Origin of the sequence: Rickettsia helvetica (assembly GCF_963970025.1) — a bacterium.
GTDB classification, from domain to species: domain Bacteria; phylum Pseudomonadota; class Alphaproteobacteria; order Rickettsiales; family Rickettsiaceae; genus Rickettsia; species Rickettsia helvetica.
In genome coordinates this window covers 1058655-1082594 of record NZ_OZ018776.1, presented here as the reverse complement: position 1 = coordinate 1082594, position 23940 = coordinate 1058655, and the positions used below count along the sequence as shown (strand labels likewise).

The window sequence follows — 23940 nt, the reverse complement described above, 5'->3', positions numbered from 1 at the left end:
TAGGCTGAAGAATCTTGATTTCAAAGATTTTTTTATTATATAGCTATGGCTGGGTTACGGTTGCAGTAATAGTGTCTTGAAACGTACCAGCAGCGGCAAGAGGTTGTGACGGCAGGCGTGCATAGACCGTGTAGTTTCTTGTTACCGGTCCAAGCCCTAATAAATAGCTATCGGTAAATGTTACAGTACTACTAGTGTTCGAGTATTTGAGTAAAACCTGCATCTTTGTATAAATTATAATGCAGCTTACGTACCCCATTAATCATATTGCTTGGGTTATAAATATTAGCAGCACCTGTACTAAAAGTTACGGTATAGCTAACAAGCAGAGATAATAAGCCGCTGCACGTAACCATAGCATTAACAGAAGTGGTTCTAACGGAAGAAACAGCAAAACTACCAAAACTTACAGTTGGAACTGATATATTACATGTTGCAAGTAACGCCACAGCATTTCCTGATATAATAATATTGATTAATAATACTGCTAATTTTGTTTTTGGAGCAACTTTCAAAGAAATATCCTCAAACTCGGTATTAAGAGGTAGATTTTCATCGTCTAGTCTTATTTCAGAAGGAACATACGGTGTTATGTTAGGTACAAGCATTTTACCTTTATCATCAGTATAACCCGCTAATAGATTATTATTATAAACTCCGATATTTTTAAACTATTTACTTTAATCAAGGCAAGACCTCCGGTAATCGGTCTTGTCGCATAATAGCTTTTATCAACAGAAACAATTCCCTCTTTTATATTAAATCGTTATATTTAATATGAATTTATGATATTTTTCCCATAGAATTTGTTTTGGTTTTTTTATACATTGTATACTCAAATGAATGTTAATTCAGCCGGTAGAATGTGTTATCTTGCTATAATAAATTGAATATTTAAGTCTAGTTTTTGCCAAATTCTATCACAAGTAAGAATCGGGTAATTTTTAAGCATAGCAAGTGCAATGCATGCTCTATCTCCAAGCGATAAGCCGTAAGTCTTAGTTTTATGAATAACATTTGCACTAATTAATGCTTGCTCATGGCAAAAATCTATAATTTTGATATCTGATAATTTAATAAGAGTTTTTGCATCTTCTTCTGCTAAACCTTGTATTTCAATGCAATATTTATAAATCTCAGCAATATTCACGCTTGAAATTACTCCGTCTTTCATATATTTTTTAATCAATTGATATCCGTTTTCTTTTGCAAATAAAGCAATTAGTGCTGATGCATCCAATACTATTTTAGACATTCTTTTTACTTCTTGATTCTTCAATTAAATATTCCTGATGTTTTCGAGTAATAAAATCATCTACTACGGACTTTTTTTTATTAGTCTGATTTTTTGTAAAAATTTTGTGCATTTCGTCAATTGTATGTTCTGCATTAACAATTTTAATTTCGTTATCATCAATTTCTATAGTAATTTTTTCGCCTGGATGCATATTAAACTTTTCTCTAATTGATGACGGTATAAGCATTCTACCGTGTGCATCCATACTCGTTATTACTCTTTCCATATTCTACCTTATAATCATTATATTAATATTACCATTTCTTATAATATGTCATTTTTATGAAAATAACAATTGATTATTTAATAAAATCTTTTTTCAAATATAATTGACTATTTTATTTGACTATTATAATATAATAATACTTATTATTTTTTTAGAGTATAAAAATGGCTATTAGAATAGCAATCAGTCAATTTAAGTCTCATTGTCTTGAAATAATAGAAAAATTACAAACAGATAAGGAATCTATTATAATTACCAAAAGAGATAGGGAAGTAGCACAAATATTACCTATAAATACTAAAAAGACCTCAATATTCGGTATGCTAAAAAACAAAGCCGAGATAAAAGCGGATATATTAGATCCAATAGAAGAAAAATGGAATGCAGAACATTAATAATGGCTTAGTACTAGATACCCATGTTTTATTGTGGTCATTATTACAACCTGAAGAATTATCAGAACAAATAAAACACAAAATCAATTTAGTTCAAGAAAATTCGCAATTATTCCTAAGTTCTATTTCATTATGGGAAATAGCTATGCTTAACTTTAAAAAGCGTATTAATATTTATGAACCTATAAAGGACTTTCTAAACTCTATAACAAATATCAACGGATTATCTATTAAAGATATTTCTCCGGAGATTGCTGCTGAAAGCATTGCTCTTATGGATGGTTTTCATGGTGACCCAGCTGATAGAATTATTGTAGCAACAGCAAAATGTCTTGGAGCTACCATACTTACTAGAGATCAAAAAATTCTTAATTGGGCTAAGTTAGGACATATTAAATCAATATCTATTTAACAATAACAATTGATTATTTCCTCAATATCCAATAAAATCCTTTTTAAAATTTAAATATAAAAAATAATGTATAATACCGATATTGTAATAATAGGTGCCGGTCCGGTTGGATTATTTGCAGTTTTTCAGGCGGGAATGCTTGGCATGAAATGTCACGTTATTGATGCACAAGAAGTTGTCGGTGGTCAGTGTATTACCCTATATCCTGAAAAGCCTATTTACGATATACCGGCTTATCCTAAAATTGCAGCAGAAAAGCTAATAAAACAGTTAGAGCTTCAAGCAGCTCCTTTTAACCCTGTATATCACTTAAATCAGCAAGCTATAGAGCTAAATAAACAAGATGATTTTTTTGAAATTAAAACCTCAAAACACACTCTTATTAAAAGCAAAGTTATTATTATTGCAGCAGGAGCAGGTTCATTCGGTCCGAACAAACCGCCTCTTGCAAATATTGAAGATTTTGAAAGCAAGTCGGTTTTTTATTTCATCAATGATAAAAATAAATTTGCGGGTAAAAATATAGTTATAGCAGGCGGCGGTGATTCGGCCGTCGACTGGGCTATTTTTCTTTCGGAGATTGCAAATAAAATATATTTAGTACATAGGCGGGATAAATTTACGGCTGCCCCTGAAAGTGTAAGGCAATTAAGACATATTGCAGAAACCGGTAAAATCGAGCTAGTAATCGGTTATCAGTTAAATGCTTTAGAGGGCAATGATAGTGAACTTCAATCAGTTATAGTTAAAGATCTACAAAATAATACTCGCAAATTAGATGCCAATATATTACTACCGTTTTTTGGTTTAAAACAAGATCTAGGTAGCTTAGCAAATTGGGGGTTAAATGTTAAGCTTCACCATATTGAAGTAGACAATTCCTATTATCAAACTAACATAGAAGGTATTTACGCCATTGGCGATATTGCTCATTATGCCGGTAAACTTAAACTGATCCTTACCGGTTTTGCTGAAGCGGCAAGTAGCCTTCATCATGCTTATAGTAGAGTATTTGACGGCAAGGTTTTACATTTTGAGTATTCTACCACTAAATATGGGGAAAAGAAGTTAAGGTAAAAATCATAGTACTCTATGTCATTTCTGCGAAAGTATTGTTGCGTGGAACAAAAAAAGCACTCGGTGTCATACCGTGGCTTGACCATGGTATCCATAAAAACAATTAAAAATACTAACAATGTTAGTATTTTTAACTGGATCCCGCGATCAAGTCGCGGGATGACAACTGAAAAAGGATAAAAATATAGTGAATAATATAATTGACGGTAAAGCGTTAGCAAATGAGATACTAGCAGATTTAAAGCTAGAAATTCAAGAACTTAAAAGCCAAACCGATGCTTCACCGAAGCTTGCTATAGTATTAGTAGGCGATAATCCGGCAAGTATTATTTATGTAAAAAATAAAATAAAAAATGCACATAAAATAGGAATTGATATTTTATTAGTAAATCTATCTACTACTATTCATACAGATGATTTAATATCGAAAATCAATGAGTTAAACCTTGATAACGAGATTTCGGGAATTATAGTTCAACTTCCTTTGCCAAGCTCTATAGATAAAAATAAAATTTTATCGGCAGTATCACCCTCTAAAGATATCGATGGTTTTCACCCTTTAAATGTTGGTTATTTACATAGCGGGATCAGTCAAGGCTTTATACCCTGCACTGCTCTTGGTTGTCTTGCAGTTATAAAAAAATACGAACCTAATTTAACCGGTAAAAACGCTGTAATTATTGGACGCTCAAATATAGTAGGTAAACCTTTAAGTGCTTTACTGTTAAAAGAAAATTGCAGTGTTACTATTTGCCATTCTAAATCACGAAACTTAAGCTCTATTACTTCTAAAGCCGATATAGTTGTTGCAGCTATTGGATCATCTTTAAAACTAACTTCTGAATACTTTAATCCTGAATCTATAGTAATTGATGTAGGGATCAATAGAATTAACGGTAATAAAATTATTGGTGATGTTGATTTTGAAAATGTTGAGCCTAAAGTAAAATATATTACTCCCGTCCCAGGCGGCATCGGACCGATGACTATTGCGTTTTTACTTAAAAATACAGTAAAAGCATTTAAAGATTCTATGACTCTATAAATAGTCATTGCGAGCAATCTTTGATTGCGTGGCAATCCAGAAAAAAGAAAAAAAATGTTAAATTAACATTTTTTTTCTTTCTTGCTTCATCAAAACTTACAGTTTTTCCATAGCTCAGATGATGAAACCGATCCACATAATAATGCTGAGCTAGGAATGACATCAATCCATGCAACAAGACCGACTTGATCGCGGAATTCAGTTAACAATACTAAAATTATTAGTATTATAAGTTGTTGTTTGGATCCCGTGGTCAAGCCACGGGATGACATCGAATCTTATAAACATTAGCAAGTTTTACATAATTTCTTACGTTATCTTGCATATATTCTAAATCTTGATCGGTTAAATATCTAACGAATTTTGCAGGGGATCCCATCCATAATTCCTTAGATTTAATTATCTTCTTTGGCGGGATAAGACTTCCTGCAGCAATAAAAGCATATTCTTCTATTACTGCATAATCCATTATTGTAGTACGCATACCGATAAATGCATTATTATGTATTGTGCAGGCATGAATAAGAGAGAGATGACCGATAGTTATATTATCGCCTATTTCTACCGGTCCGTTAAATCTTGAAGTATGAATTACACTACCGTCTTGTACGTTGGTATTATTTCCTATTTTTATTGATTCAACGTCGCCTCTAAGAACTGTATTAAACCAAATGCTTGAATTACTACCTATTTCAACATCTCCTATTAAAGAGCTGCTTTCGGCAATATATACACTTTTATCGATTCTTGGCGTAACTCCTTTATAAGGGATAATGAGCATTAATTATAATCTACCCAAGAAATATTACCGTCTTTACGATAATAAACTATATTGATACGATCATTATTGATATTTTTAAATACTACCGCAGGTAAATCTTCTAAATCCATTTTCATTACCGCTTCTTTTACTGATAATTTTAATATTTCTACAGGCTTTTCAGCGATAATTGCCGGATTATCATTATCTTCGGAGTTAGAGGTTTCACTATCAGATTGCGGATTAATAATATATTTAGTACCTTCGTAAGCAATTTCTGATATTTTTACTTTACCCGCATGATGATTTTTGAATTTTGATTTATATTTTCTAAGCTGTTTTTCTAGTTTTGACATAGCTTTATCAAAAGCTACATATATATCGTTACAACTATCATTACTTTTGACTATATTATGTTTACCTGAGCCATATTTTACTATAATATCACATTTAAAGTTAATTCCCTCTTTTGAAAAATGTATATCTATATTTATTATATCGGTAAAATATTTTTTAACGACTTGCGTAGCCCTCTCTTTGGAATATTCTTGTAAGCTATTACCGATCGAAATATGTTGAGCTGAAACTGAAATAATCATAAATAACCTTTATAATCTGAAATAATTAATATATAGGCGTTACTAAGTAACACCTATACAATTAATTTATATTTAGAGTAATTTCAAGTTTTATTACAAATTAATTTAAACTTTAGCCGTAGAGTTTAGGATGCTTATCTTTATTTTATTTGATTTAATTAGTTTTTTAACAGTCTTTCTTACATAATTAGGCTCAATGCCGATTTCTAAACAAGTAGAATTAAAATCTTCATTATTTTCAAAAAGCCACTTTTTAGCGTTATATTCTGCTTTGATTGCTTCTTTCTTGGTAGAAGTATTAGTCCGTATCTATTATTGCCTGCATAATAATAGCACTTCTAAGAGCGATATCGGGTACAGGATTATAAAGTTTAATACGCTCAAAAGGAATAGTTAATTTAATGACATATGGTTTAGTCATATAAAATCTCCAATAATTATTTAATAAAATAAGATTTTGTTAATATAGATGCAATCAATAGGTTTTTCTTTTTTAACAAAATCCTTAAAAAGTATAATAATTTTCAAGGCTTCAACTAATAGTGACTAATTTGGATTAATAGAGATATCTATTGATTATAATATTAGGAATAAGCTATAAAATCTAAACGTTAGGTTATGTATATTTTTTGATAAAATAAGATATTTTACTCTTGCAGAAATAGAAGAATTGTTATATATGTTGTTATCTCTTATGTATACTCAAATGATTTCAAGAATTGAATTTTATTTTGAGAGGTGAGCACCTGCAGCCTATACTTAGTAGGTGAGGATGTGCATCCTTGATAAAATGAAAGAGCAATTCTTAAAAGCAGAAGAGTATATAAGGGGGTGTAGCTCAGTTGGTTAGAGCGTCTGCCTGTCACGCAGAAGGTCGCGGGTTCGAGTCCCGTCACTCTCGCCAAGCCCTTTCAGGGTTTCCCTTCGTTTTCTAAAAAATCCATATGCTCCTTTATATTCCTTTTGTTTTAATTTTTGTATTAAATCTCTTTTAAATACCGAATTTTAAATAAATTAAAACAAAATTATAAAAAAACTAACTTTGTATACTTCTTAAAATAATCTCAACTCATTTATTCATACTGTTAATTAAATATCTATTGCATTCTTAAAACTCCTTACTATGATTCTATCTATAGCTCATTTTTTAAAAAAATATTAAAATTTATAGAATTTAATAAGGATATATCTATGTATAAAAGACAGTTTCAATCCTCACAAAAAGTAGCAGCAACAAAAACATCGCATGAAAAATTAATAGAATTCCTAGAGAAAAGCTGGTTAATTATCCTAAGTCTTACTTCTGTGAACATAGATGGTGGTGGGGCGGGGGAAATCGCTGAAGCTCTTAAAGTAAATACATCTTTAACTTCTCTTCATCTTGATGATAACAACATAGGCGATCAAGGCGCAAGGAGCCTTGCTGAAGCTCGTAAATCTAATATATCTTTAACTTCCCCTTTATCTTGATAATTACGACATAGTTGAAGCAACCTTAAATACAACTATTGAACAGCAAGACCTTGAAGAGTTAAAATATAATCAATTAATTTCAGCAATAAAAAAAGTAAGGAAAAAGAAGCAGAAAATTTAGTTAGGGAGCTAAATGGTTATGTGCTTAGTAAAATTGATTATAACGGCAATACAGCCTTAACTTTAGCTGTGCTTATAAAGGTTTAGGAAAGATTTGTGAGTTACTTATACTTAAAATGTCTAATCAGACTATTAGTATTATTAATAATAATAATGGAGAAACGGCATTAACTTATGCTGCATGGAAAGGGTTAAAAAGTGTTTATGAAATACTTATTTTTAGGATATCTGATCAAGCTATTAATCACATAAATAATAATGATGATATAGCTTTAATTTGGTCTGCTTATAATGGATGGAAAAAGATATGTGAACAGTTAATTTCTAAAATGAATAAAAAAACTATAAGCGTTATTGATAACGATGGGTATAGTGCATTAATTTATGCTAATAACAAAGGTTAAAAAAATATGTGAGCTAATCACTTTTAAAATAAATGACGTGACTAATAAAGCAACTATGGAAAAGAAACAATAAACTCTAAAATCTAAACAATCAATTATAGCAATAAATAAAAATAAGGTTAAGATACAGAGATAAATATCCAAGCAACTCAAATTATAGTGAAGAGGAGGAAGATATTTACCAAATAATAAGCAAGATAATTTTTAACATACAAAATAGTACTAATATTGAGGAAACAGACAAGTCAGTAATAGAATATGCTTTATATAGAATAGCCGATAAAGTGCAGAAGCTAACAGATAAAAACGACATAATAAATATAACTCAAAGTATAAAAACTTATAGGAAACGAAATTATTGAAGGAACTGTTGTAGATGTAGAAGATGAAGTTAACGAAATAGCAGAAAAACAAACTCAAATAGAGGAAAATATACGTATACAGAAGTTAAGTATATTCAACGAAGCAGTAAAAAAAATAATTACGAAATTAGAAACAACTAATATTAAAGATAGTGTAGTGATACAAATACAAATAAATGAAATATCAAGTAAAGTACAAACTTTAGAAAATCATGTTAGTATAGAACAAATAACAGGCTGTATGGAAAAACTTATAGACGGTAAAATCACTAAAGGAATTGATACAATAATACTTCAAGAAATAAATGAATCCACTAATGTAATTACGTTTATAGCAAAGGAAATAATTTATGATAAACCGCTTTTGAATCATCCGAAATTACTACAAGTTGCCGTAGATAGTAAACTAAGCTCTGATTTAATCCACGAAGCAATTTAATAATGATGACGGCGATCTTATTGTATTAGCCGGCTTACTGAGCGTAGGGTATGATATAGGATCAATTAATTAAATTAGGAGATGGGCAATTTGCCCTACCCTCCTGCCTATGGCTAATTAAGCCGATATTAAGGCATAACAGGGCTTAACAAAAACCCTAATCAGGTCTAGTTCTATACTGGTTTAAGGTTCTCTAATATTAAGATCAAGGGAACACAACCCATCAGTTAGAACGCAAATTGTGGATAATGGGGTTATTATAGATTCACTTTAAATTGTACTAGTTAGGAGTTGATCTGACAGTAAGAAGTTGTTGGGTACGAAAAAAAAGATATACTCGTACCCGGCAAAAATTTAACAACCTCTAAAAAAAGGAGACTGTCAGATGACAATATACCAACAAAAAATAATAAAGCCAAGAATTGGTTTATTACAACTAGCAGAACAACTAGGTAACGTATCGCAAGCATGTAAAGTAATGGGTTATAGCCGAGATACATTTTACCGCTATAAAGAGCTTCATGAACAAGGTGGAGAAGAAGCGCTATATGAGATGAGCAGAAGAAAGCCTTGTTTAAAGAACCGAGTACCAGCAAGTGTTGAAGATGCTATAGTTAATATTACAGTTGAATATCCCGCTTATGGTCAAGAACGTACAGCTAATGAGCTACGCAAGAAAGGAATAATTATTTCAGGAGGAGGCGTAAGATCAGTTTGGCTTCGTCATGATTTAGAAAATTTTAAGAAACGCTTAAAAGCTTTAGAAAATAAGGTAGCAAGCGACGGTATTATTCTAAATGATATACAGTTAACAGCTCTTGAAAAAGTAAAAAACAAACGTGAAGCAAGCGGTGAGATTGAGAGTTTACATCCCGGTTATCTTGGTTCTCAAGATACCTATTATGTAGGGAATATAAAAGGTATAGGACGTATTTATCAGCAAACTTTCGTTGATACTTATTCTATTGCTATTTGTAAACTTTATACAGAAAAAACAGCTATAACGAGTGCAGACCATCTTAACGATAGGGTTATACCATTTTTTGAAAGCTATAATATTCCTCTGGTTCGGATATTAACAGATAGAGGAACGGAGTATTGTGGCAAGCCTGAGCATCATGCTTATCAGTTATATCTTGGTATTGAAAATATAGATCATTCTAAAACTAAAGCCTATAGTCCTCAAACTAATGGGATATGTGAACGATTCCACACAACTATGCAAGAAGAATGTTATCACATTTTATTCCGCAAAAAGTTTTATTCTACATTAGAAGAGCTACAAACTGATATAGATAACTGGCTTGTAGGTTATAATAATGAAAGAACTCATTCAGGTAAACATTGTTACGGTAAAACGCCAATGCAAACTTTTAAAGATTCTCTTTATATTGCAATTAATAAAAATATTGATAATATAGAGACAATATCAGACAACTTGACCTTAACTTATCAAGCTGCCTGATTACTCAATACTGTCAGATCAACTCCTAACTAGTACAAATTAAGCAAGGAAAATCGCATTTTTGATTGAAAAGTCAAAAAGAATTACATTACTATAGCTTGCATTAATTTAATATATGATATTTTGACTATTAACAAATCTCTATTTATTTATCGGCGTTTCTACCAAAGCGTGTTTCAGTACTTGGTCGATATTTGACACGGATATAATTTCTAAACTTTCTTTTATATTCGGCGATATATCTTTTAAGTCTTTAACATTCTCCTCAGGAATTAATACGGTTTTAATCCCTCCCCTACTCGCAGCAATTAACTTCTCTTTAAGACCACCGATAGGTAAAACATTTCCTCTTAAAGTAATTTCACCGGTCATTGCTATAGTGTGGTGTACGGGTATTTTAGTCATCAACGAAACAATAGTAGTAAACAAAGCACAGCCGGCAGACGGTCCATCCTTTGGAATAGCTCCGGCCGGTACGTGAATGTGAATATCAAAATCTTTATAATTATCATATTTTAATCCAAAATTTGTTGCTCTGCTTCTAAAACAACTATAGGCAGCCATTGCCGATTCTTTCATAACATCACCGAGTTTTCCGGTGGTTTTTATTTTACCTTTCCCTGGAAATGCTAAAGCCTCTATAGTTAAAAGCTCTCCTCCTACTGCAGTATAAGCAAGTCCTGTAGTACTCCCTATTTGATCTTCTTTCTCGGCAAGCCCAAAATTATATTTTTTAGCCCCTAAAAATTCTTCAAGATTATTACTATCTATGGCAATATGCTTAACACTTTTATCTGCTAAAATTTGCTTTAATGCTTTTCTAGTTAATGCCCCTATTTCACGTTCTAAAGCTCTTACGCCTGATTCCTTGGTATAATATCTAATTAAATCCAAAATTGCCGTCTCGGATATAGTAATTTCATCTTTTTTGATTTTATGCATTTTAAATTGTTTCGGCACTAAATAATTTTTGGCGATTTGTAATTTTTCCTCTTCTACATAACCGGAAATATATATTTTTTCCATTCTATCACTTAAAGCTCTAGGTAAATCATGAGAGTTAGCAGTAGCAATAAATATTACATTGGATAGATCATATTCTACCTCTAGATAATGATCAACAAAGTGACTATTCTGCTCATGGTCTAATACCTCAAGCAAAGCGGATGCCGGATCACCTCTAAAATCAGAACTCATTTTATCGATTTCATCAAGCAGCATTACAGGGTTACTAGTCTTAACTTTCTTAAGTTGACCTAAAATTTTACCGGGCATTGATCCAAGGTAAGTTTTTCTATGCCCTCTGACTTCTGCTTCGTCTCTAACACCACCGAGAGCAAATTTAGTGTATTTTCTACCCATTCCTTCGGCAATAGATTTTACAAGCGAAGTTTTACCGACCCCTGGCGGACCGATTAAACATAATATAGGTCCTCTAATTTTACTTGAACGCTGTAATACCGCCAAATATTCTATAATTCGTTCTTTAACTTTTTCGAGTCCAAAATGATCACGATTTAAAATTTTCTCGGCTTGATTAATATCTATTTTGCTATTATCATATTTACCCCAAGGCAGGCTAAGCAATGTCTCAAGATAGTTACGCGTTACTCCCGACTCTGCCGACATTTGGTTCATGGCACGGAGTTTCTTAAGTTCAGACTCAGCTTTTTCTTTTGCTTCTTTTGATAATTTTAAACTTTTAATTTTTTTCTCAATATCGGCAAGTTCCGATTTATCTTCATCAAGCTCCTTTTGAATAGCTTTCATTTGTTCGTGCAGATAATAATCACGCTGTGTTTTTTCGATTTGCTTTCTTACTCTTTGCTGCAATGCTTGCTCGGTTTCTGAATTTACTATATTGGAAGTAAGCATACTAATAACCGTAGTGATACGCTTAAAAGGACTGGTCTCTTCTAATAAATGTTGCTTTGCCTCAAGTGAAGTTATCAGATGTGAAGCTAATATATTTATAATATTTATGAAATTAGTGCTATTACTTATTTCTTTATTGATGGTTTCAATAATTTCCGCATTAACTTTCTTATCATTAATCGCATATTTACTAAATAGTTGTACTGCATTATCCACTAATGAACGCATATTATTCACGTCAAATATTTCTTCATCCGGAATAATTTCGTAATTTGCTTCAAAAGCTTCTTCGCCTTTGATATTGCTTAGCTTTACTCTTGCTACTGCTTCTATTAAGATTTTTGCTGTATTATTAGGCAGCTTCACTATTTGGATAATCTTGGCAAGTATAGCTGTGTTATAAAGTGCGTGTTTACTAGGGTTTTCTTGATCAAATTTTTTCTGTAAAGTTACTAAAATATATTTACTATTATCTTCCTCAGAAATGGTAGTATGAGAGAGTGCTTGCAGCGATTTTTGCCTACCCACAAAAATAGGAGCAATGACTCCTGGGAACACTACCATATCTCGTAATGCCATAAGCGGCAGGGATTTTTTATTCATCAATTAAAACCTTTTAAAATTTCTAATTATTAACTATATAATATAGTATAAATGCTATTTCAAGCCATCTTTATTAATTATATTTATGAATTTATTACTACAATCCTCTCAAAATGTAGCTACTGCACATAATAGAATAAAACAATATCTACATTTAACTCCGATCGTTCACTCTGAAAGCTTAAATGAGATGCTCGGTCATGAGATTTTTTTTAAAGTTGAATCATTACAAAAAACCGGTGCATTTAAAGTTAGAGGAGTGTTAAATCATTTATTAGAATTAAAAGAGCAAGGCAAATTGCCTGATAAAATAGTCGGTTATAGCACTGGTAACCATGGAATCGGTCTTGCTTATGCAAGTAAATTATTCGGTATTAAAACAAGAATTTATTTACCGTTAAATACTTCAAAAGTAAAACAGCAAGCAGCTCTTTATTACGGCGGTAAAGTTATATATACAGATACTCGACAAGAAGCGGAAGAAAGAGCAAAAGAAGATGAAAAGCAAGGATTTTACTATATACATCCTTCCGATAGCGATTCTATAATAGCAGGAGCAGGCACGTTATGCTATGAAGCATTACAGCAGCTAGGCTTTAGTCCTAATGCTATTTTTGCATCTTGCGGCGGCGGCGGTTTAATTTCCGGATCATATCTTGCCAAGGAATTAATATCACCGACAAGTTTGTTAATAGGTTCAGAACCGCTTACGGCTAATGATGCTTATTTATCGGTTAAAGATAATAAAATATATAGATTTAACTATGCTCCGAATACTATTGCGGACGGTCTTAAAACCTTGAACGTATCGGCTCGTACATTTGAGTATTTAAAAAAGCTAGATCATTTTTATTTAGCAGATGAATATGAAATATATTACTGGACGGCGTGGCTTACTCATTTACTTAAAGTAATATGCGAGCCGTCAAGCAGTATAAATATGGTTTCAGTAATAAATTTTTTAAAAATGCAATCCCAACCTCAAAAGTTACTAGTACTAATCTCAGGCGGTAATATCGACCCTATTCTTTATAACGAGCTATGGAAAGAGGAGTATTTAAGCATCTCACCTAAATCTTTAGGTTCTGATGTCATTCCTGCGAAAGCAGGAATCTAGTAACCTTTAATGTCATACCACAACTTGATTGCGGTATCTTAGGACTCAACTTATAATACAAGATCCCGTACTCAAGCCACGGGATGACAATAAAAAATCTAGGTTCCTGCTTTCGCAGGAATGATATTAAGTACGTTTTTCGAGCCATGCAACAAAGCCGTAATTTCCTCACAATGACGGAAATTTTATCAAAAGTCTAATATTAAACTTTAACCCCTTCTTCTTACTACTTCTTGATTTTTAGTAGAAGCAATAGGAGTAGTTTGCGGAGATTTTATATTAGAACTTCTTAGTTTTATTAAATCTTCAAATATGGTTTTATCAAATGCTATTGGATTGATTTTTCTTAATTCTGCTAAATTAAAATTATTAACTTGTTGCGGTTGAACTATAATAGGCTCACCCGTAACAGGAATTAAATTTTTAAATTCAGGATTAGTTGCTGCCTTATCTTTATTTTCATTCAAAAATTTTGTTAGACCTTCAGCAATTTTAGGATTTGTTAAAGCGTTTGAAAAGATTTTATCATTAATTGTCTTCACTACATATCCATCACTTAGAGTAATATATTTATCTATAACTTTTCCTAATCTTTCTTCCAAATAATTTCTACCTGTAAATATCTGCTTAAATTTTTCCCATAAAGAAGTACCTCTATCATTAATATCTTTTAATTCAGTGGCTATTTTAGTACTATTTTCAGTTAGATAAGTAGAATCTAACTTATTTAATTCCCTTATTATTACTTCAGGATTCTTTATGCCTGATGAGTTAGTAAGTATAATAGTTTGTTCTAATTGCTTACTAATTTTATTATTTTTTTCTAATCTATTACTAATTTGCTGCACCGTATTAGTGGCTGCCTTTTGTAATTCCTTAAATTCCGCTTGAGATAGTTGATTTACTCTTGGGATAAACCGCTTACTATCTTCATCAAATTTCTGATTTTTATCTCCTTGAATAATAAATTTTTCATATTTCTCAAGTTTTTCCAGAGTGTTTTTAGGATCTTGTTTTAAAATTTCTATAGCTTTATCTTTTACAGCCTGTGCATATTGCTCTTTAGGTATAGCCTTTCCGCTTACGGCTATTAATGCTTCTTTAGTTGCTCTTATAGGATTGGCAAAGATTTCTTCTTCATTTTCCACACCCATAAATGATAATTCATCAAAAGGTCCTCCTTTATTTAGAGGAAGTATAAAACCCTTAAGTGCTGCTTCAGCCCTTGCGACATCAAACTTTAGCTTATCTGCTGCACTAGGTATTAGTTTTGTATCTTGTCCTAAATTGATATGCAGGTTATCTACTAATTTTTGTACATCTTTATTTTCTACAACTTCACTAATAATTTTACTGGCAAGAACTTCAAGTGTACTAGTAATATATTCTTCAGATTGTAAATATTGTTGAATAGGATCGAGAGTAACAATATTTTTATTCAAAGTATCTAATCTACTATCTACGTTTTTTATATCAACTATTTTTCTTTTTACTGCAGCTGATATCTCAATTACTTCATCATTTTTTTTAATTTTTTCAATAGCATTATCTCTATTAGTTATAATCTCTGCCATATAATACTCATTATTAAGTTATTTGATATAATGAACCAAATTATCAAATTTCTTAAAAATTCGCAACTATATTATCATATAAATCACTACTTAACTATGCCCTGACTGTTGCCCACTCTCTCTACTTTTTTTAACAGATTCGGCAAAAGATGAGCCGGTAGGAGTTGATATAGAGGACTTATTATAGCCTTGGGTATTGTTTTATTTTGCTCTTTTCTTTCTATTATAATATTGATGCCTTTATCTTGCTGTTGTTTTGCTTCTTGCTCTTTTAGTAGTTCTTTTGGCAAATTTTTCATTTTTATATGTAGACTATTACTTTCTTTAAAGTTAGCGAATGCTTTATCTATATTTTGTTGAGCATAATCCGTACCGGTAACAACTGCTACTAATTCTTTCCCATAGCTTAGGTTTGGCTACTCTTTATAATTCTAATGCTATATCTTCTCCTCTTCCGTGTTCCGCTAAATATCCAGGATCTAGCTCTGATAATACTTTTTTAGCACCATTAACAAGTGCAGGGTGCTTGCTCTCAAGTAATGGGGCAAAATTCTTGATAATTTCTCTACCTTGCTCTGTCATTTTTTCAGGCGGTAGTTTACTTATTGCCGGTAATAACGCTGATGCAACTTTTTTATTTTCTTCTATACTAATATTTGGACTTAAATTTTCTTGAATCACAGCAAAACTTTGCATACCTTGATTTACTAATTTAGTAAATTTATCAATATTTTCTTTTGATTTCAATTTCTTATCATTTATTACGCGTTGTGGTTTATTGCAAAAACATTCTATAGCATTTTCCATAATAGCATTACTCAATGGTGCTAGTAATGTTGGATCCCTTAACATTGGTGTTACTAAACTAGAAGGTATTTCTAAATTTTGTTACAGCAACATCAATACCTTCTTGAGTAGAATACTGCATTTCTACTTTTTTAGGTAAATCACTCATTTCTTCTTGTAGCTCCTTAAAGTAGTCTGCAGGTTCGGGTTTTTTTAACAAATTTGGAAATATTTTCTTGGATATTTTGTATAGTGGAATTTATACTTAAGACTGGCTTTGCACCCATTGCTGGTTCTTCATTCTTATCAGGTTCAGCATTTATCAAACTCGTAATAGCATCTTTTACTCTAGGATCCTTTATATCTATTTTTTTGTTCTCGCTTGCTTCCCCTATCTTGACTAACTCTTCTACTATCTCTTCTTGTCTCTTCTTTAAATCGTTTTTTGATCTACGAATCAATTCTGCACTTCTGGACTAAGAATATTGCCTTCTAAATGTTCTTTCGACATAATTACTTACTCTGTTAATTAATTAAAACTTATAAGAGGAATTGTATTTTTTCATAGAAGAGATTACTAATTATTGAAATATTTGATATATTAAATATTTCAATTTTATAATTTGCAACTTATTATCCTATCAATCACTACCTATCACGCCCTTGTCCTTGCTCACTCTTTCTACTTTTATTAACTCTCTCAGCGTGAGATTGAGATGGAATTAGTGTAGGAGCTTTATAGCTTTGGGTTACTATTTGATTTTGCTTTACAATATTGGTTCCTTTATCCTGCTCTGGTCTTATATTTCCTTGAAAATTTGTAAATTTATTACTTTCTTCTTTTAAGCTAGTTAGTGCTTTATCCATATTTTTTTGTGCATAATCCGTACCAGTAAAAACTTTTACTATTCTTTGCCATATCTTAAGTTTGGCTGCTTTTTGTAATTCTTGTGCTATAGTTTCTCTTGCTTCTGCTAAATATTTAGGATCTAATTTTGCTAATGCTGTTTTGGTACCGTTAGCAAGTGCTGGGTTGTTGCTCTCAAGTAATGGAGCAAAATCCTTTTCAATTTTAATTTTTAAATTATCATTTGCAAACTTACCATTATTAGGATTTAATTTATTATCTATAGCTGAATATGGATTCTTTATAGTTACTTATTCTGCTTCTATCGTATTTTTATTCATTGCTTCTTTAGCTTTATTAGCAGCTTTAATAGCCTCTTCCACAAGTTGATCAGTTTTTTCTGGAATTATTGCCGGCTGAAATTCTCTCTTAACAAGATTCTTACTTTTATCACCTTGGGTAATAAAGTTCTCATATTTTTTAAGTGATTCAGCAGAAATTTCTGGATCTTTTTTTAAATTATTCAAAGTTTCATTGATAACTGCTTGAGCATATTCTTCTCTAGAAACATGTTCACCGTTTAATTTAATTATAGCTTCTTTTACTGCGGGTATGGCTTTCTCTAAAACTTCTTTTTCCTCTAACCCGGCATAAGACAAATTATCAAATGCCGTATTCTTTTCTAAAGGTAGCTCAAAACCTTTTAAAGAAGCTTCTAAATTTGCAGCTGCAAATCTCATTTTAGCTTGTTTTAAGGGCGATCTTTCCAATTTTATACATTTTTCTAGTTGTTTATTAATATTATCTGTTAATGAATCAATTTCCTCTGAAGGTAAGTAATTTCTGATTCCATCTTTTCCTTGTGCTACTGCTCCAAGGAATGCATCATAACTTGTTAAAATTTTATTTACAGGATTGCTTTCAATTATTCTGCTACTATATGTATCTACTGCACTAATTACTGAAGTTAGACCAGACATTATTTCGTTGGCATTTGGCATATCATTTCCTCTATTAATTATTATTAATTAAATTAGATAATAATTAGTTAAAGAATGCAAACCAATTTAAAATTTATGAATGAAAATTAATTAAAATTTGTAAAAGGAAGTGTATTTTTTCATAGAAGAGGTTCTAATCGTAATTTCATCAGGGATTTCGGTTATGAATCTTGAAGGGTAAGAGCGGACTATTTCATAAAATATTTTTCGACTTTCCGCATGGGTAATGTAAAGGTCTTTTTTGGCTCTCGTAATGCCGACATAAGCAATGCGGCGTTCTTCTTCTAAGCCTTTTTCGCCATCTTCGTCTAGAGATCTTTGAGACGGAAATACCCCCTCTTCCCATCCCGGTAAGAATACTACATCAAACTCTAGCCCTTTAGCAGCGTGCAGGGTCATTATAGTAACAGAGCCACCGTAATTGGTTTCAAGCACTTCGTTTTCCATAACTAAGCTTGAATGTTCGATAAAATCGTGAATATCGTTAAATTCGGCAATAGCTCTAAGCATTTCGTTAATATTTTCGATTCTACCGAATGCTGCTTCGGTTTTTTCTTCTTGAAGCATTTCAAGATAACCGGAATCATCAAGTATTGCTTTAACAATTTTTATCGGAGCATCTATACTAAATCTGTCATGCCAATTATCAATTTTAGTAACCACATCTTTTAGAGAATCATATGATTTTGCTTTAATTTCACCTATTTCTAGCATTTCTTTAATGGCTGCGAAATTAGAAATATTTCGCTCAAGTGCATAGACTCTAATTTTATTTAAGCTAGCTGCACCTATTGCCCTTTTCGGCACATTTATAATACGCTCAAGTGCTAGATTGTCATTTTGATTCAAAGATATACGGATATAAGCAAGTACGTCTCTTATTTCCATACGTTCATAGAACCGCAAACCGCCTATAATTTTATAAGGCATAGCACTATTTATAAACGCTTCCTCAAAACTTCTTGTTTGAAATCCGGCTCGTACTAATATTGCAATATTGCCGGCATTATATCTGTCTTCTCTCACTAACTTATCTATTTCGCCGGCTATATATCTTGCTTCTTCTTTATCACTCCAACAAGAGATAATTTTTATCTTTTCACCGCTTTCCCTATCCGTCCATAACGTTTTACCGTGACGGTTTTTATTATTATTGATAACATTGGAAGCAGCAGCAAGTATCGGCAAAGTTGATCTATAATTCTGCTCTAATTTAATAATCGTTGCACCTGCAAAATCTTTTTCAAAGCGTAATATATTACCAACTTCCGCTCCTCGCCAACCATAGATAGATTGATCATCATCCCCTACACAGCAGATATTTTTATATAAACTTGCGAGCATTCTTACCCATAAATACTGGACAACGTTAGTGTCTTGATATTCATCGATTAAAATATATCGATATTTTTCTTGGTAATATCTTAGTATTTCGGGATTTTTAATAAAAAGCTCATTATTATAAAGTAGCAAATCTCCAAAATCTAAAACATTAGAAATAAGTAAATTTTTCTGATATTCTTCGTATACAAGTTTTGCCATCCTCTGCAGCGGTAAATTAGTATCTGATGCTGATAGTTTACTTGGTAATAATCCTTGATCTTTCCATCTCGAAATTATGATATGTATTAATTTAGGAGCATATTTTTTAGTATCGATATCTTTTAGCTTTACTATATCTTTAACTAGTTTTAATTGATCATCATGACTAATAATAGTAAATCTATTATTTAAACCAAGATTTAAATGCTCAATCTGGTCACGTAATATCCTAGCTGCCATTGAGTGGAAAGTGCCTATATTAAGACCATAGCAATTAATTAGACTATTAACTCTTTCAGCCATTTCTTTAGCAGCTTTATTAGTAAAAGTAACGGCTAGAATATTTTGAGGTGAGGCTAAATTTTGGTGAATAATATTAGCTATTCTTGAGGTTAATACTTTCGTTTTACCTGTCCCTGCACCTGCAAGCAATAAAAGCGGTCCTTCAGTGTGAAGAACTGCTTTTTGCTGTTGCGGATTTAATGTATGTATGAAATCTTGATTTTGCATTGCACCTGTCATACCGTGGCTTGTCCATGGTATCCATAAAAAAATTTAAAAAGACTAGACCCCGTGATCAAGAACTAGGTGACACTGTTCTAAAATATCACCTAATTCTTCTCAGATTTTTAATAATATAAGAAATAGTAATTATCGGACTACAAATAATTATTTTAAATAACCTAAAATAAGAGATTAAATTTCTATCTTCAATAAACCAATTATATAAATCATTTATAGGTTTAACTCGATCTGGAATAATATATTTATCTTTAAATAATTCTTTTAAAGCTCTTTTTGCCTGTTTTGCTTCTACTTTACGCTCTATTGTTAAGCTTTGATCATGCACTCGGTAGAAATATAAAGACTGAGGTATATGAGCAAATTTCGTAATAAGTCCAAACCTTAGCCAATATTCATAATCATCAACTAACTGCATATTTTCATTATATCCGCCTACTTGCTTTGCATACTCTGCTCTATATAGAAAACATGTTCCGACACAATCTCTAATGGGTAAAAATTCAGGCGGTTCTTGATAAAGCCTTGCTCCTACTTTACCCTGGTCATCGATCAAGGTATAATCGGTATAGACAAGCCCTATATCCGGCGAATTATCAAGCACTCTAACCATTTCTTCTAAAGCATTTTCATGGAAAAGGTTATCATCGGAAGTCCAAGTAAAATACTCCCCCTTAGCCTCTTTAAAAGCAATATTAAGACTTGCTGGTAATCTTTTATTAGTCTCATTTACTATTACCTTAATACGTGAATCCTGCTCTGCATATTTCCTAGCTACTATAACGCTATTATCTTTTGAGTAATCATCAATAATAATAAGCTCAAAGTCTTTAAAGCTTTGATTAAGGCAGCTCTCAATAGCAAAAGGTAATAGCTTCTCTCTATTATAAACCGGTAGAACTATTGAGATTTTAGGAAGATTACTATGCATGTACCTCTTATATTTTGATGTAATTCCGTGCGTAGATCGATTTCATCGTCATTGCGAGGAAAAATTGAAAATTTTGACGAAGCAATCTCGTACAAAAATCCTGAGATTGCCATGCTCCTTTTAGTCGCTCGCAATGACGATTTGGTATCCATGCAGGCAACACTGCCTTCAGCTAGGAATAACATTCTTAATTCTGTAAATTTATATATTTCGTATTTAGATATTCAAATATCCCTTCAAATGAGCCTTCAACTCCAAAACCTGAAGCTTTACGTCCTGCAAAAGGTGCTTTTGCATTTGCAGGTAACGGGTTGTTAATCGATACCATACTAAAATCAAGCTTAGACGCTATCATTTGTGCCACGGATATATTATCGGATATATTATATTTGAATATTACATATCCTTGCAAGCCGTATTCGGTATTATTTGTACGTTCTATTACTTCTTCTAGCTCTTGGAATTTATAGCACGCAACCACCGGACCGAATATTTCTGTTCTAAAGATATCCATATTATCCAAACAGTCAATAATAATAGTAGGCTCAATAAGATTATCAACAGCTTTACCGCCGCAAATTAATTTAGCTCCTTTATTTTATGCATCAGCGAGTAGCTTTTGTATTTTTTCTATAGCAGCGTGATTAATTAATGGACCTATATCTGAGGTCTTATCAAATCCGTCACCGGCTTTAAGTTTAGTAAACTTAGTCTTTAGAATTGCTATAAATTTTTCATATTCATATATAGATTCTTCTATAAATATCCTATTAGGTGAAGTACAAGAGCCCGCTATTTCTAGTTTTAGCGATTACTAAATCATTTGCTACTTTTTCCAAATCATTAGACATCTTCCCAAACTTCGCTTTTAGAGGTAATTTATACGTCGATCCGGTACTTTTCGATCCTCACGTACTTCTTTATACGCTGCGGTTCTGCATTCCGTGTCTCCTTTAAATTCTTCTCTATAAGATGGTTTGGGAAGATGTCTATTATCTGCAGTTATAATGAAAGGAGCATTGTTGCTAAGTTCCAAAGATAAACACTTTACGGTATTTGCAGAAGCTTTATATAGAATTTTACCGACATTCGTAGAACTGGTAAATGATAATTTCCGAAGCCTAAAATCTTCATAAAAAGCCTTACCTATAATATCTGAACTACCTGTAATTACGTTAAATACTCCGGCGGGCAAGCCGGCTTCGCTTGCAAACTTTGCAAGTACTAAAGCTGATAGAGGCGTAAGACTTGACGGTTTTAATATAACGCTGCAACCCACAGCTATTGCAGGTACTACTTTGTGAGTAATCATTGTATTTGGAAAATTCCAAGGAGTTATAGCAGCAGACGGTCCTACAGGCTCATATTGCGTAATAATTTTATGAGTTTTACTATTACCGGGTTTGATAGTCGAATGAATATTATGTATAGCATATGTATACCAATCAATAAAAGAGGCTCCATATAGAATTTCTTTTTTTGATTCAGCAAGTACTTTACCCTGCTCTAGCGTTAATATATGACTTAACTCATCAATATTTTCGATTACTAAATTATACCATCTTCTAAGAATCACTATTCTCTCTTCAAATGAACTTTGTGACCATGAAGAAAAAGTAGTCACCGTATTATTAATCGCTGAATTAATCTCAGATAATCCCAAATTCGGAACTGTAGCAATTTCTTTTAAGATCGAAGGATTAATAACGGATATTTGCTTCCTGAACTCTACAAATTTACCGTTTATATAATTCTTTCCCGTAATGTTTTTAAGTAAGTTCGTATATCCCCCAATAGTATTAATGATCCTTTATTTGTTATGCTACGAACGTCATTCCTGCGTGGATCGAGAAACGCACTCGATGTCATCCCGTGGTCAAGCCACGGGGTGACAATGGTGAAACCGAACCACGCAACAATACTCTATAAGAATGACATTAGTGAGTTTATCATAATTTTAGAATCATATAATAAAGCTTAGTTTTAAAAAAATAATATTACTTACGCTGCTTCATCGTAACAACTTCTTACCACGCCGACAATATCTGTATCAGACTCCTCTATTCCAATCGTGAATCGTTGATCGTCTTTAGAAAATGTAATTTCTTTATCGGTATCTACTTTATCTCCAATAAAAACATCACCTTCTTGTACTCGTGTTATCAAATTTAATTGTTCTCCTAATATTTTCCAAATAACCACCTTTTGCTCAATATTGTCAATATATTGTTCAAGCTGTTTCATACCATTAGGATCTCTTAAACTGATATGAGTAAATCCTCCTTAAATTGAGGATTGTGTATTACAGCGATTGCAGAATCTATAACCTCTTGTTGTGTTATATTACAGTCAGTTCCTTAGTTCTTTCCATCAGTAAATACTATAATAGTAGAATGTATATCTATTTTTTCTTTCAATAATTCTAAAGCATCTTACGGTACCATATAATCTTGTATATCCATCAGCATTTAACATTTCTACATATTTCTTAATATCTTCAATAGAATTTTCCTTATCAGAAAAAGATTCCATGCTAGATTGATCATTAAATGAAACTATATTAATTTTCCAATTAGGGATCTCAACTAATTTAGCTAGTATCTTTTGTATATTACTTTTATAATCACTAAAAGTATATTTCATACTACCGCTAATATCTATTAATAAAGTAATTCATGATTATTATTAGTATTTAGATATTCTGGTCTTTAGAAGAAAACATAATAGGAAATTTACCGTCTTCCTACCAGACAAAACCGTTAAATATCGGAAATAAATATTTTAATAAATATTGCTTATCTAGGATAAATCCGCCTTCCAAATTAGAAGCGATAATAGGTGGTTTACCGTCAACTTTATAAGCTTGAACGGATTGTATTGCTGCACTGTTATTTAGAGTAAAAGTTAAGCTATTATTTTCTTTATGAGAAATAATTTGGGATATTAATTTAGAAAATTCAGTAGGTGGATAGGTATAACCCGTAGCCGGTGTTGCTTCGCCTGTTAAAATTTTTGATAATTTATTTTCATCACTTGTAACGGCTTATAATGTCTAAAGTTTGGATTCA

General features: G+C 31.8%; 26 protein-coding genes, 1 tRNA gene and 2 pseudogenes. 10 read left to right on the top strand and 19 right to left on the bottom strand.

From position 1 onward, the window contains the following. Positions 1–43 precede the first annotated feature (43 nt). From AB1146_RS08630 to AB1146_RS06520, 4 genes are all read right to left on the bottom strand, one after another. Positions 44–223: a spore coat protein U domain-containing protein gene (locus tag AB1146_RS08630; protein ID WP_410525662.1), complete on the bottom strand. Its 180-nt coding sequence runs from the start codon at positions 221–223 to the stop codon at positions 44–46. Next, positions 192–608 carry a spore coat protein U domain-containing protein gene (locus tag AB1146_RS08625; protein ID WP_010423056.1) on the bottom strand — a complete coding sequence of 139 codons (417 nt, stop codon included), beginning with the start codon at positions 606–608 and terminating at the stop codon, positions 192–194. The genes AB1146_RS08630 and AB1146_RS08625 overlap by 32 nt, the downstream gene beginning before the upstream one ends. Positions 609–868: 260 nt before the next feature. After that, a complete protein-coding gene (locus AB1146_RS06525) occupies positions 869–1255 on the bottom strand; it encodes a type II toxin-antitoxin system VapC family toxin (protein WP_010423059.1) in 387 nt (128 codons plus the stop codon). Further along, positions 1248–1523, bottom strand: a complete 276-nt coding sequence (locus tag AB1146_RS06520) for an AbrB/MazE/SpoVT family DNA-binding domain-containing protein (RefSeq protein WP_232203614.1) — start codon at positions 1521–1523, stop codon at positions 1248–1250. The genes AB1146_RS06525 and AB1146_RS06520 overlap by 8 nt, the downstream gene beginning before the upstream one ends. A gap of 164 nt (positions 1524–1687) precedes the next feature. Here AB1146_RS06520 and AB1146_RS06515 point away from each other — a divergent pair, with 164 nt between their 5' ends. The 4 genes from AB1146_RS06515 (at position 1688) to folD (ending at position 4452) form a co-directional block, all read left to right on the top strand. Continuing rightward, positions 1688–1918, top strand: coding sequence for a type II toxin-antitoxin system Phd/YefM family antitoxin (locus AB1146_RS06515; protein ID WP_010423071.1), 231 nt, complete (start codon positions 1688–1690; stop codon positions 1916–1918). Further along, the gene (locus AB1146_RS06510) at positions 1905–2330 is read left to right on the top strand and encodes a type II toxin-antitoxin system VapC family toxin (protein WP_010423073.1); all 426 of its coding nucleotides are present in this window, start codon (positions 1905–1907) and stop codon (positions 2328–2330) included. Before AB1146_RS06515 ends, AB1146_RS06510 begins: the two co-directional genes overlap by 14 nt. A 66-nt stretch (positions 2331–2396) precedes the next feature. Then, positions 2397–3407, top strand: a complete 1011-nt coding sequence (locus tag AB1146_RS06505) for an NAD(P)/FAD-dependent oxidoreductase (protein WP_010423075.1) — start codon at positions 2397–2399, stop codon at positions 3405–3407. Positions 3408–3594: 187 nt separating this feature from the next. Beyond that, the gene (folD, locus tag AB1146_RS06500; RefSeq protein ID WP_010423077.1) at positions 3595–4452 is read left to right on the top strand and encodes a bifunctional methylenetetrahydrofolate dehydrogenase/methenyltetrahydrofolate cyclohydrolase FolD; all 858 of its coding nucleotides are present in this window, start codon (positions 3595–3597) and stop codon (positions 4450–4452) included. Between the two features lie 253 nt (positions 4453–4705). On the opposite strand, the gene AB1146_RS06495 is transcribed toward folD, so the two are convergent. From AB1146_RS06495 to AB1146_RS06485, 3 genes and pseudogenes are all read right to left on the bottom strand, one after another. Next, entirely contained in the window at positions 4706–5233 is a 528-nt protein-coding gene (locus tag AB1146_RS06495) for a gamma carbonic anhydrase family protein (protein WP_010423080.1), read from the bottom strand. Continuing rightward, a complete protein-coding gene (gene hpf, locus AB1146_RS06490; RefSeq protein WP_010423082.1) occupies positions 5233–5811 on the bottom strand; it encodes a ribosome hibernation-promoting factor, HPF/YfiA family in 579 nt (192 codons plus the stop codon). Before hpf ends, AB1146_RS06495 begins: the two co-directional genes overlap by 1 nt. A 112-nt stretch (positions 5812–5923) precedes the next feature. Continuing rightward, a pseudogene (locus tag AB1146_RS06485) lies at positions 5924–6232 on the bottom strand (hypothetical protein). Between the two features lie 406 nt (positions 6233–6638). Between AB1146_RS06485 and AB1146_RS06480 the strand changes: the two are divergent. From AB1146_RS06480 to AB1146_RS06460, 5 genes are all read left to right on the top strand, one after another. Beyond that, positions 6639–6715: transfer RNA gene (locus AB1146_RS06480), tRNA-Asp, on the top strand. A gap of 287 nt (positions 6716–7002) precedes the next feature. Then, positions 7003–7281: a ribonuclease inhibitor gene (locus AB1146_RS06475; RefSeq protein WP_010423088.1), complete on the top strand. Its 279-nt coding sequence runs from the start codon at positions 7003–7005 to the stop codon at positions 7279–7281. A gap of 239 nt (positions 7282–7520) precedes the next feature. Next, positions 7521–7808, top strand: a complete 288-nt coding sequence (locus tag AB1146_RS06470; protein WP_010423090.1) for an ankyrin repeat domain-containing protein — start codon at positions 7521–7523, stop codon at positions 7806–7808. Between the two features lie 519 nt (positions 7809–8327). Then, positions 8328–8609: a hypothetical protein gene (locus tag AB1146_RS06465; RefSeq protein ID WP_010423091.1), complete on the top strand. Its 282-nt coding sequence runs from the start codon at positions 8328–8330 to the stop codon at positions 8607–8609. Between the two features lie 385 nt (positions 8610–8994). Continuing rightward, positions 8995–10074 carry an IS481 family transposase gene (locus AB1146_RS06460; protein ID WP_010420735.1) on the top strand — a complete coding sequence of 360 codons (1080 nt, stop codon included), beginning with the start codon at positions 8995–8997 and terminating at the stop codon, positions 10072–10074. Between the two features lie 141 nt (positions 10075–10215). Here the strand turns inward: AB1146_RS06460 and lon are convergent, their stop codons facing one another. Then, complete coding sequence (lon, locus tag AB1146_RS06455; RefSeq protein ID WP_010423093.1) at positions 10216–12552, bottom strand: endopeptidase La; 2337 nt, start codon at positions 12550–12552, stop codon at positions 10216–10218. Between the two features lie 85 nt (positions 12553–12637). Between lon and AB1146_RS06450 the strand changes: the two genes are divergently transcribed. After that, on the top strand, positions 12638–13669 hold the full coding sequence (locus AB1146_RS06450; RefSeq protein ID WP_010423094.1) for a serine/threonine dehydratase: 1032 nt from the start codon (positions 12638–12640) through the stop codon (positions 13667–13669). Between the two features lie 209 nt (positions 13670–13878). On the opposite strand, the gene AB1146_RS06445 is transcribed toward AB1146_RS06450, so the two are convergent. The 11 genes and pseudogenes from AB1146_RS06445 to AB1146_RS06390 all read right to left on the bottom strand — a co-directional run bounded on the left by AB1146_RS06445 (position 13879) and on the right by AB1146_RS06390 (position 23515). Further along, positions 13879–15243, bottom strand: coding sequence for a hypothetical protein (locus tag AB1146_RS06445; protein ID WP_010423098.1), 1365 nt, complete (start codon positions 15241–15243; stop codon positions 13879–13881). A gap of 86 nt (positions 15244–15329) precedes the next feature. Continuing rightward, positions 15330–15542, bottom strand: coding sequence for a hypothetical protein (locus tag AB1146_RS06440; protein ID WP_010423099.1), 213 nt, complete (start codon positions 15540–15542; stop codon positions 15330–15332). Between the two features lie 124 nt (positions 15543–15666). Further along, on the bottom strand, positions 15667–16095 hold the full coding sequence (locus tag AB1146_RS06435; protein ID WP_010423101.1) for a hypothetical protein: 429 nt from the start codon (positions 16093–16095) through the stop codon (positions 15667–15669). Positions 16096–16214: 119 nt separating this feature from the next. Next, on the bottom strand, positions 16215–16490 hold the full coding sequence (locus tag AB1146_RS06430; RefSeq protein WP_010423102.1) for a hypothetical protein: 276 nt from the start codon (positions 16488–16490) through the stop codon (positions 16215–16217). 187 nt (positions 16491–16677) lie between these two features. Beyond that, a complete protein-coding gene (locus AB1146_RS06425; RefSeq protein WP_010423104.1) occupies positions 16678–16896 on the bottom strand; it encodes a hypothetical protein in 219 nt (72 codons plus the stop codon). Between the two features lie 291 nt (positions 16897–17187). Further along, entirely contained in the window at positions 17188–17877 is a 690-nt protein-coding gene (locus AB1146_RS06420) for a hypothetical protein (protein ID WP_010423105.1), read from the bottom strand. Between the two features lie 90 nt (positions 17878–17967). Beyond that, positions 17968–19941, bottom strand: a complete 1974-nt coding sequence (gene pcrA, locus AB1146_RS06415) for a DNA helicase PcrA (protein WP_410526278.1) — start codon at positions 19939–19941, stop codon at positions 17968–17970. 85 nt (positions 19942–20026) lie between these two features. Beyond that, positions 20027–20872: a glycosyltransferase gene (locus AB1146_RS06405; protein WP_010423108.1), complete on the bottom strand. Its 846-nt coding sequence runs from the start codon at positions 20870–20872 to the stop codon at positions 20027–20029. Between the two features lie 187 nt (positions 20873–21059). Next, a pseudogene (locus AB1146_RS06400) lies at positions 21060–22637 on the bottom strand (aldehyde dehydrogenase family protein); the annotation flags it as partial. 236 nt (positions 22638–22873) lie between these two features. Continuing rightward, complete coding sequence (locus AB1146_RS06395) at positions 22874–23116, bottom strand: hypothetical protein (RefSeq protein WP_029374799.1); 243 nt, start codon at positions 23114–23116, stop codon at positions 22874–22876. Positions 23117–23242: 126 nt separating this feature from the next. Continuing rightward, positions 23243–23515, bottom strand: a complete 273-nt coding sequence (locus tag AB1146_RS06390) for a hypothetical protein (RefSeq protein WP_029374800.1) — start codon at positions 23513–23515, stop codon at positions 23243–23245. Between the last annotated feature and the right edge of the window lie 425 nt (positions 23516–23940).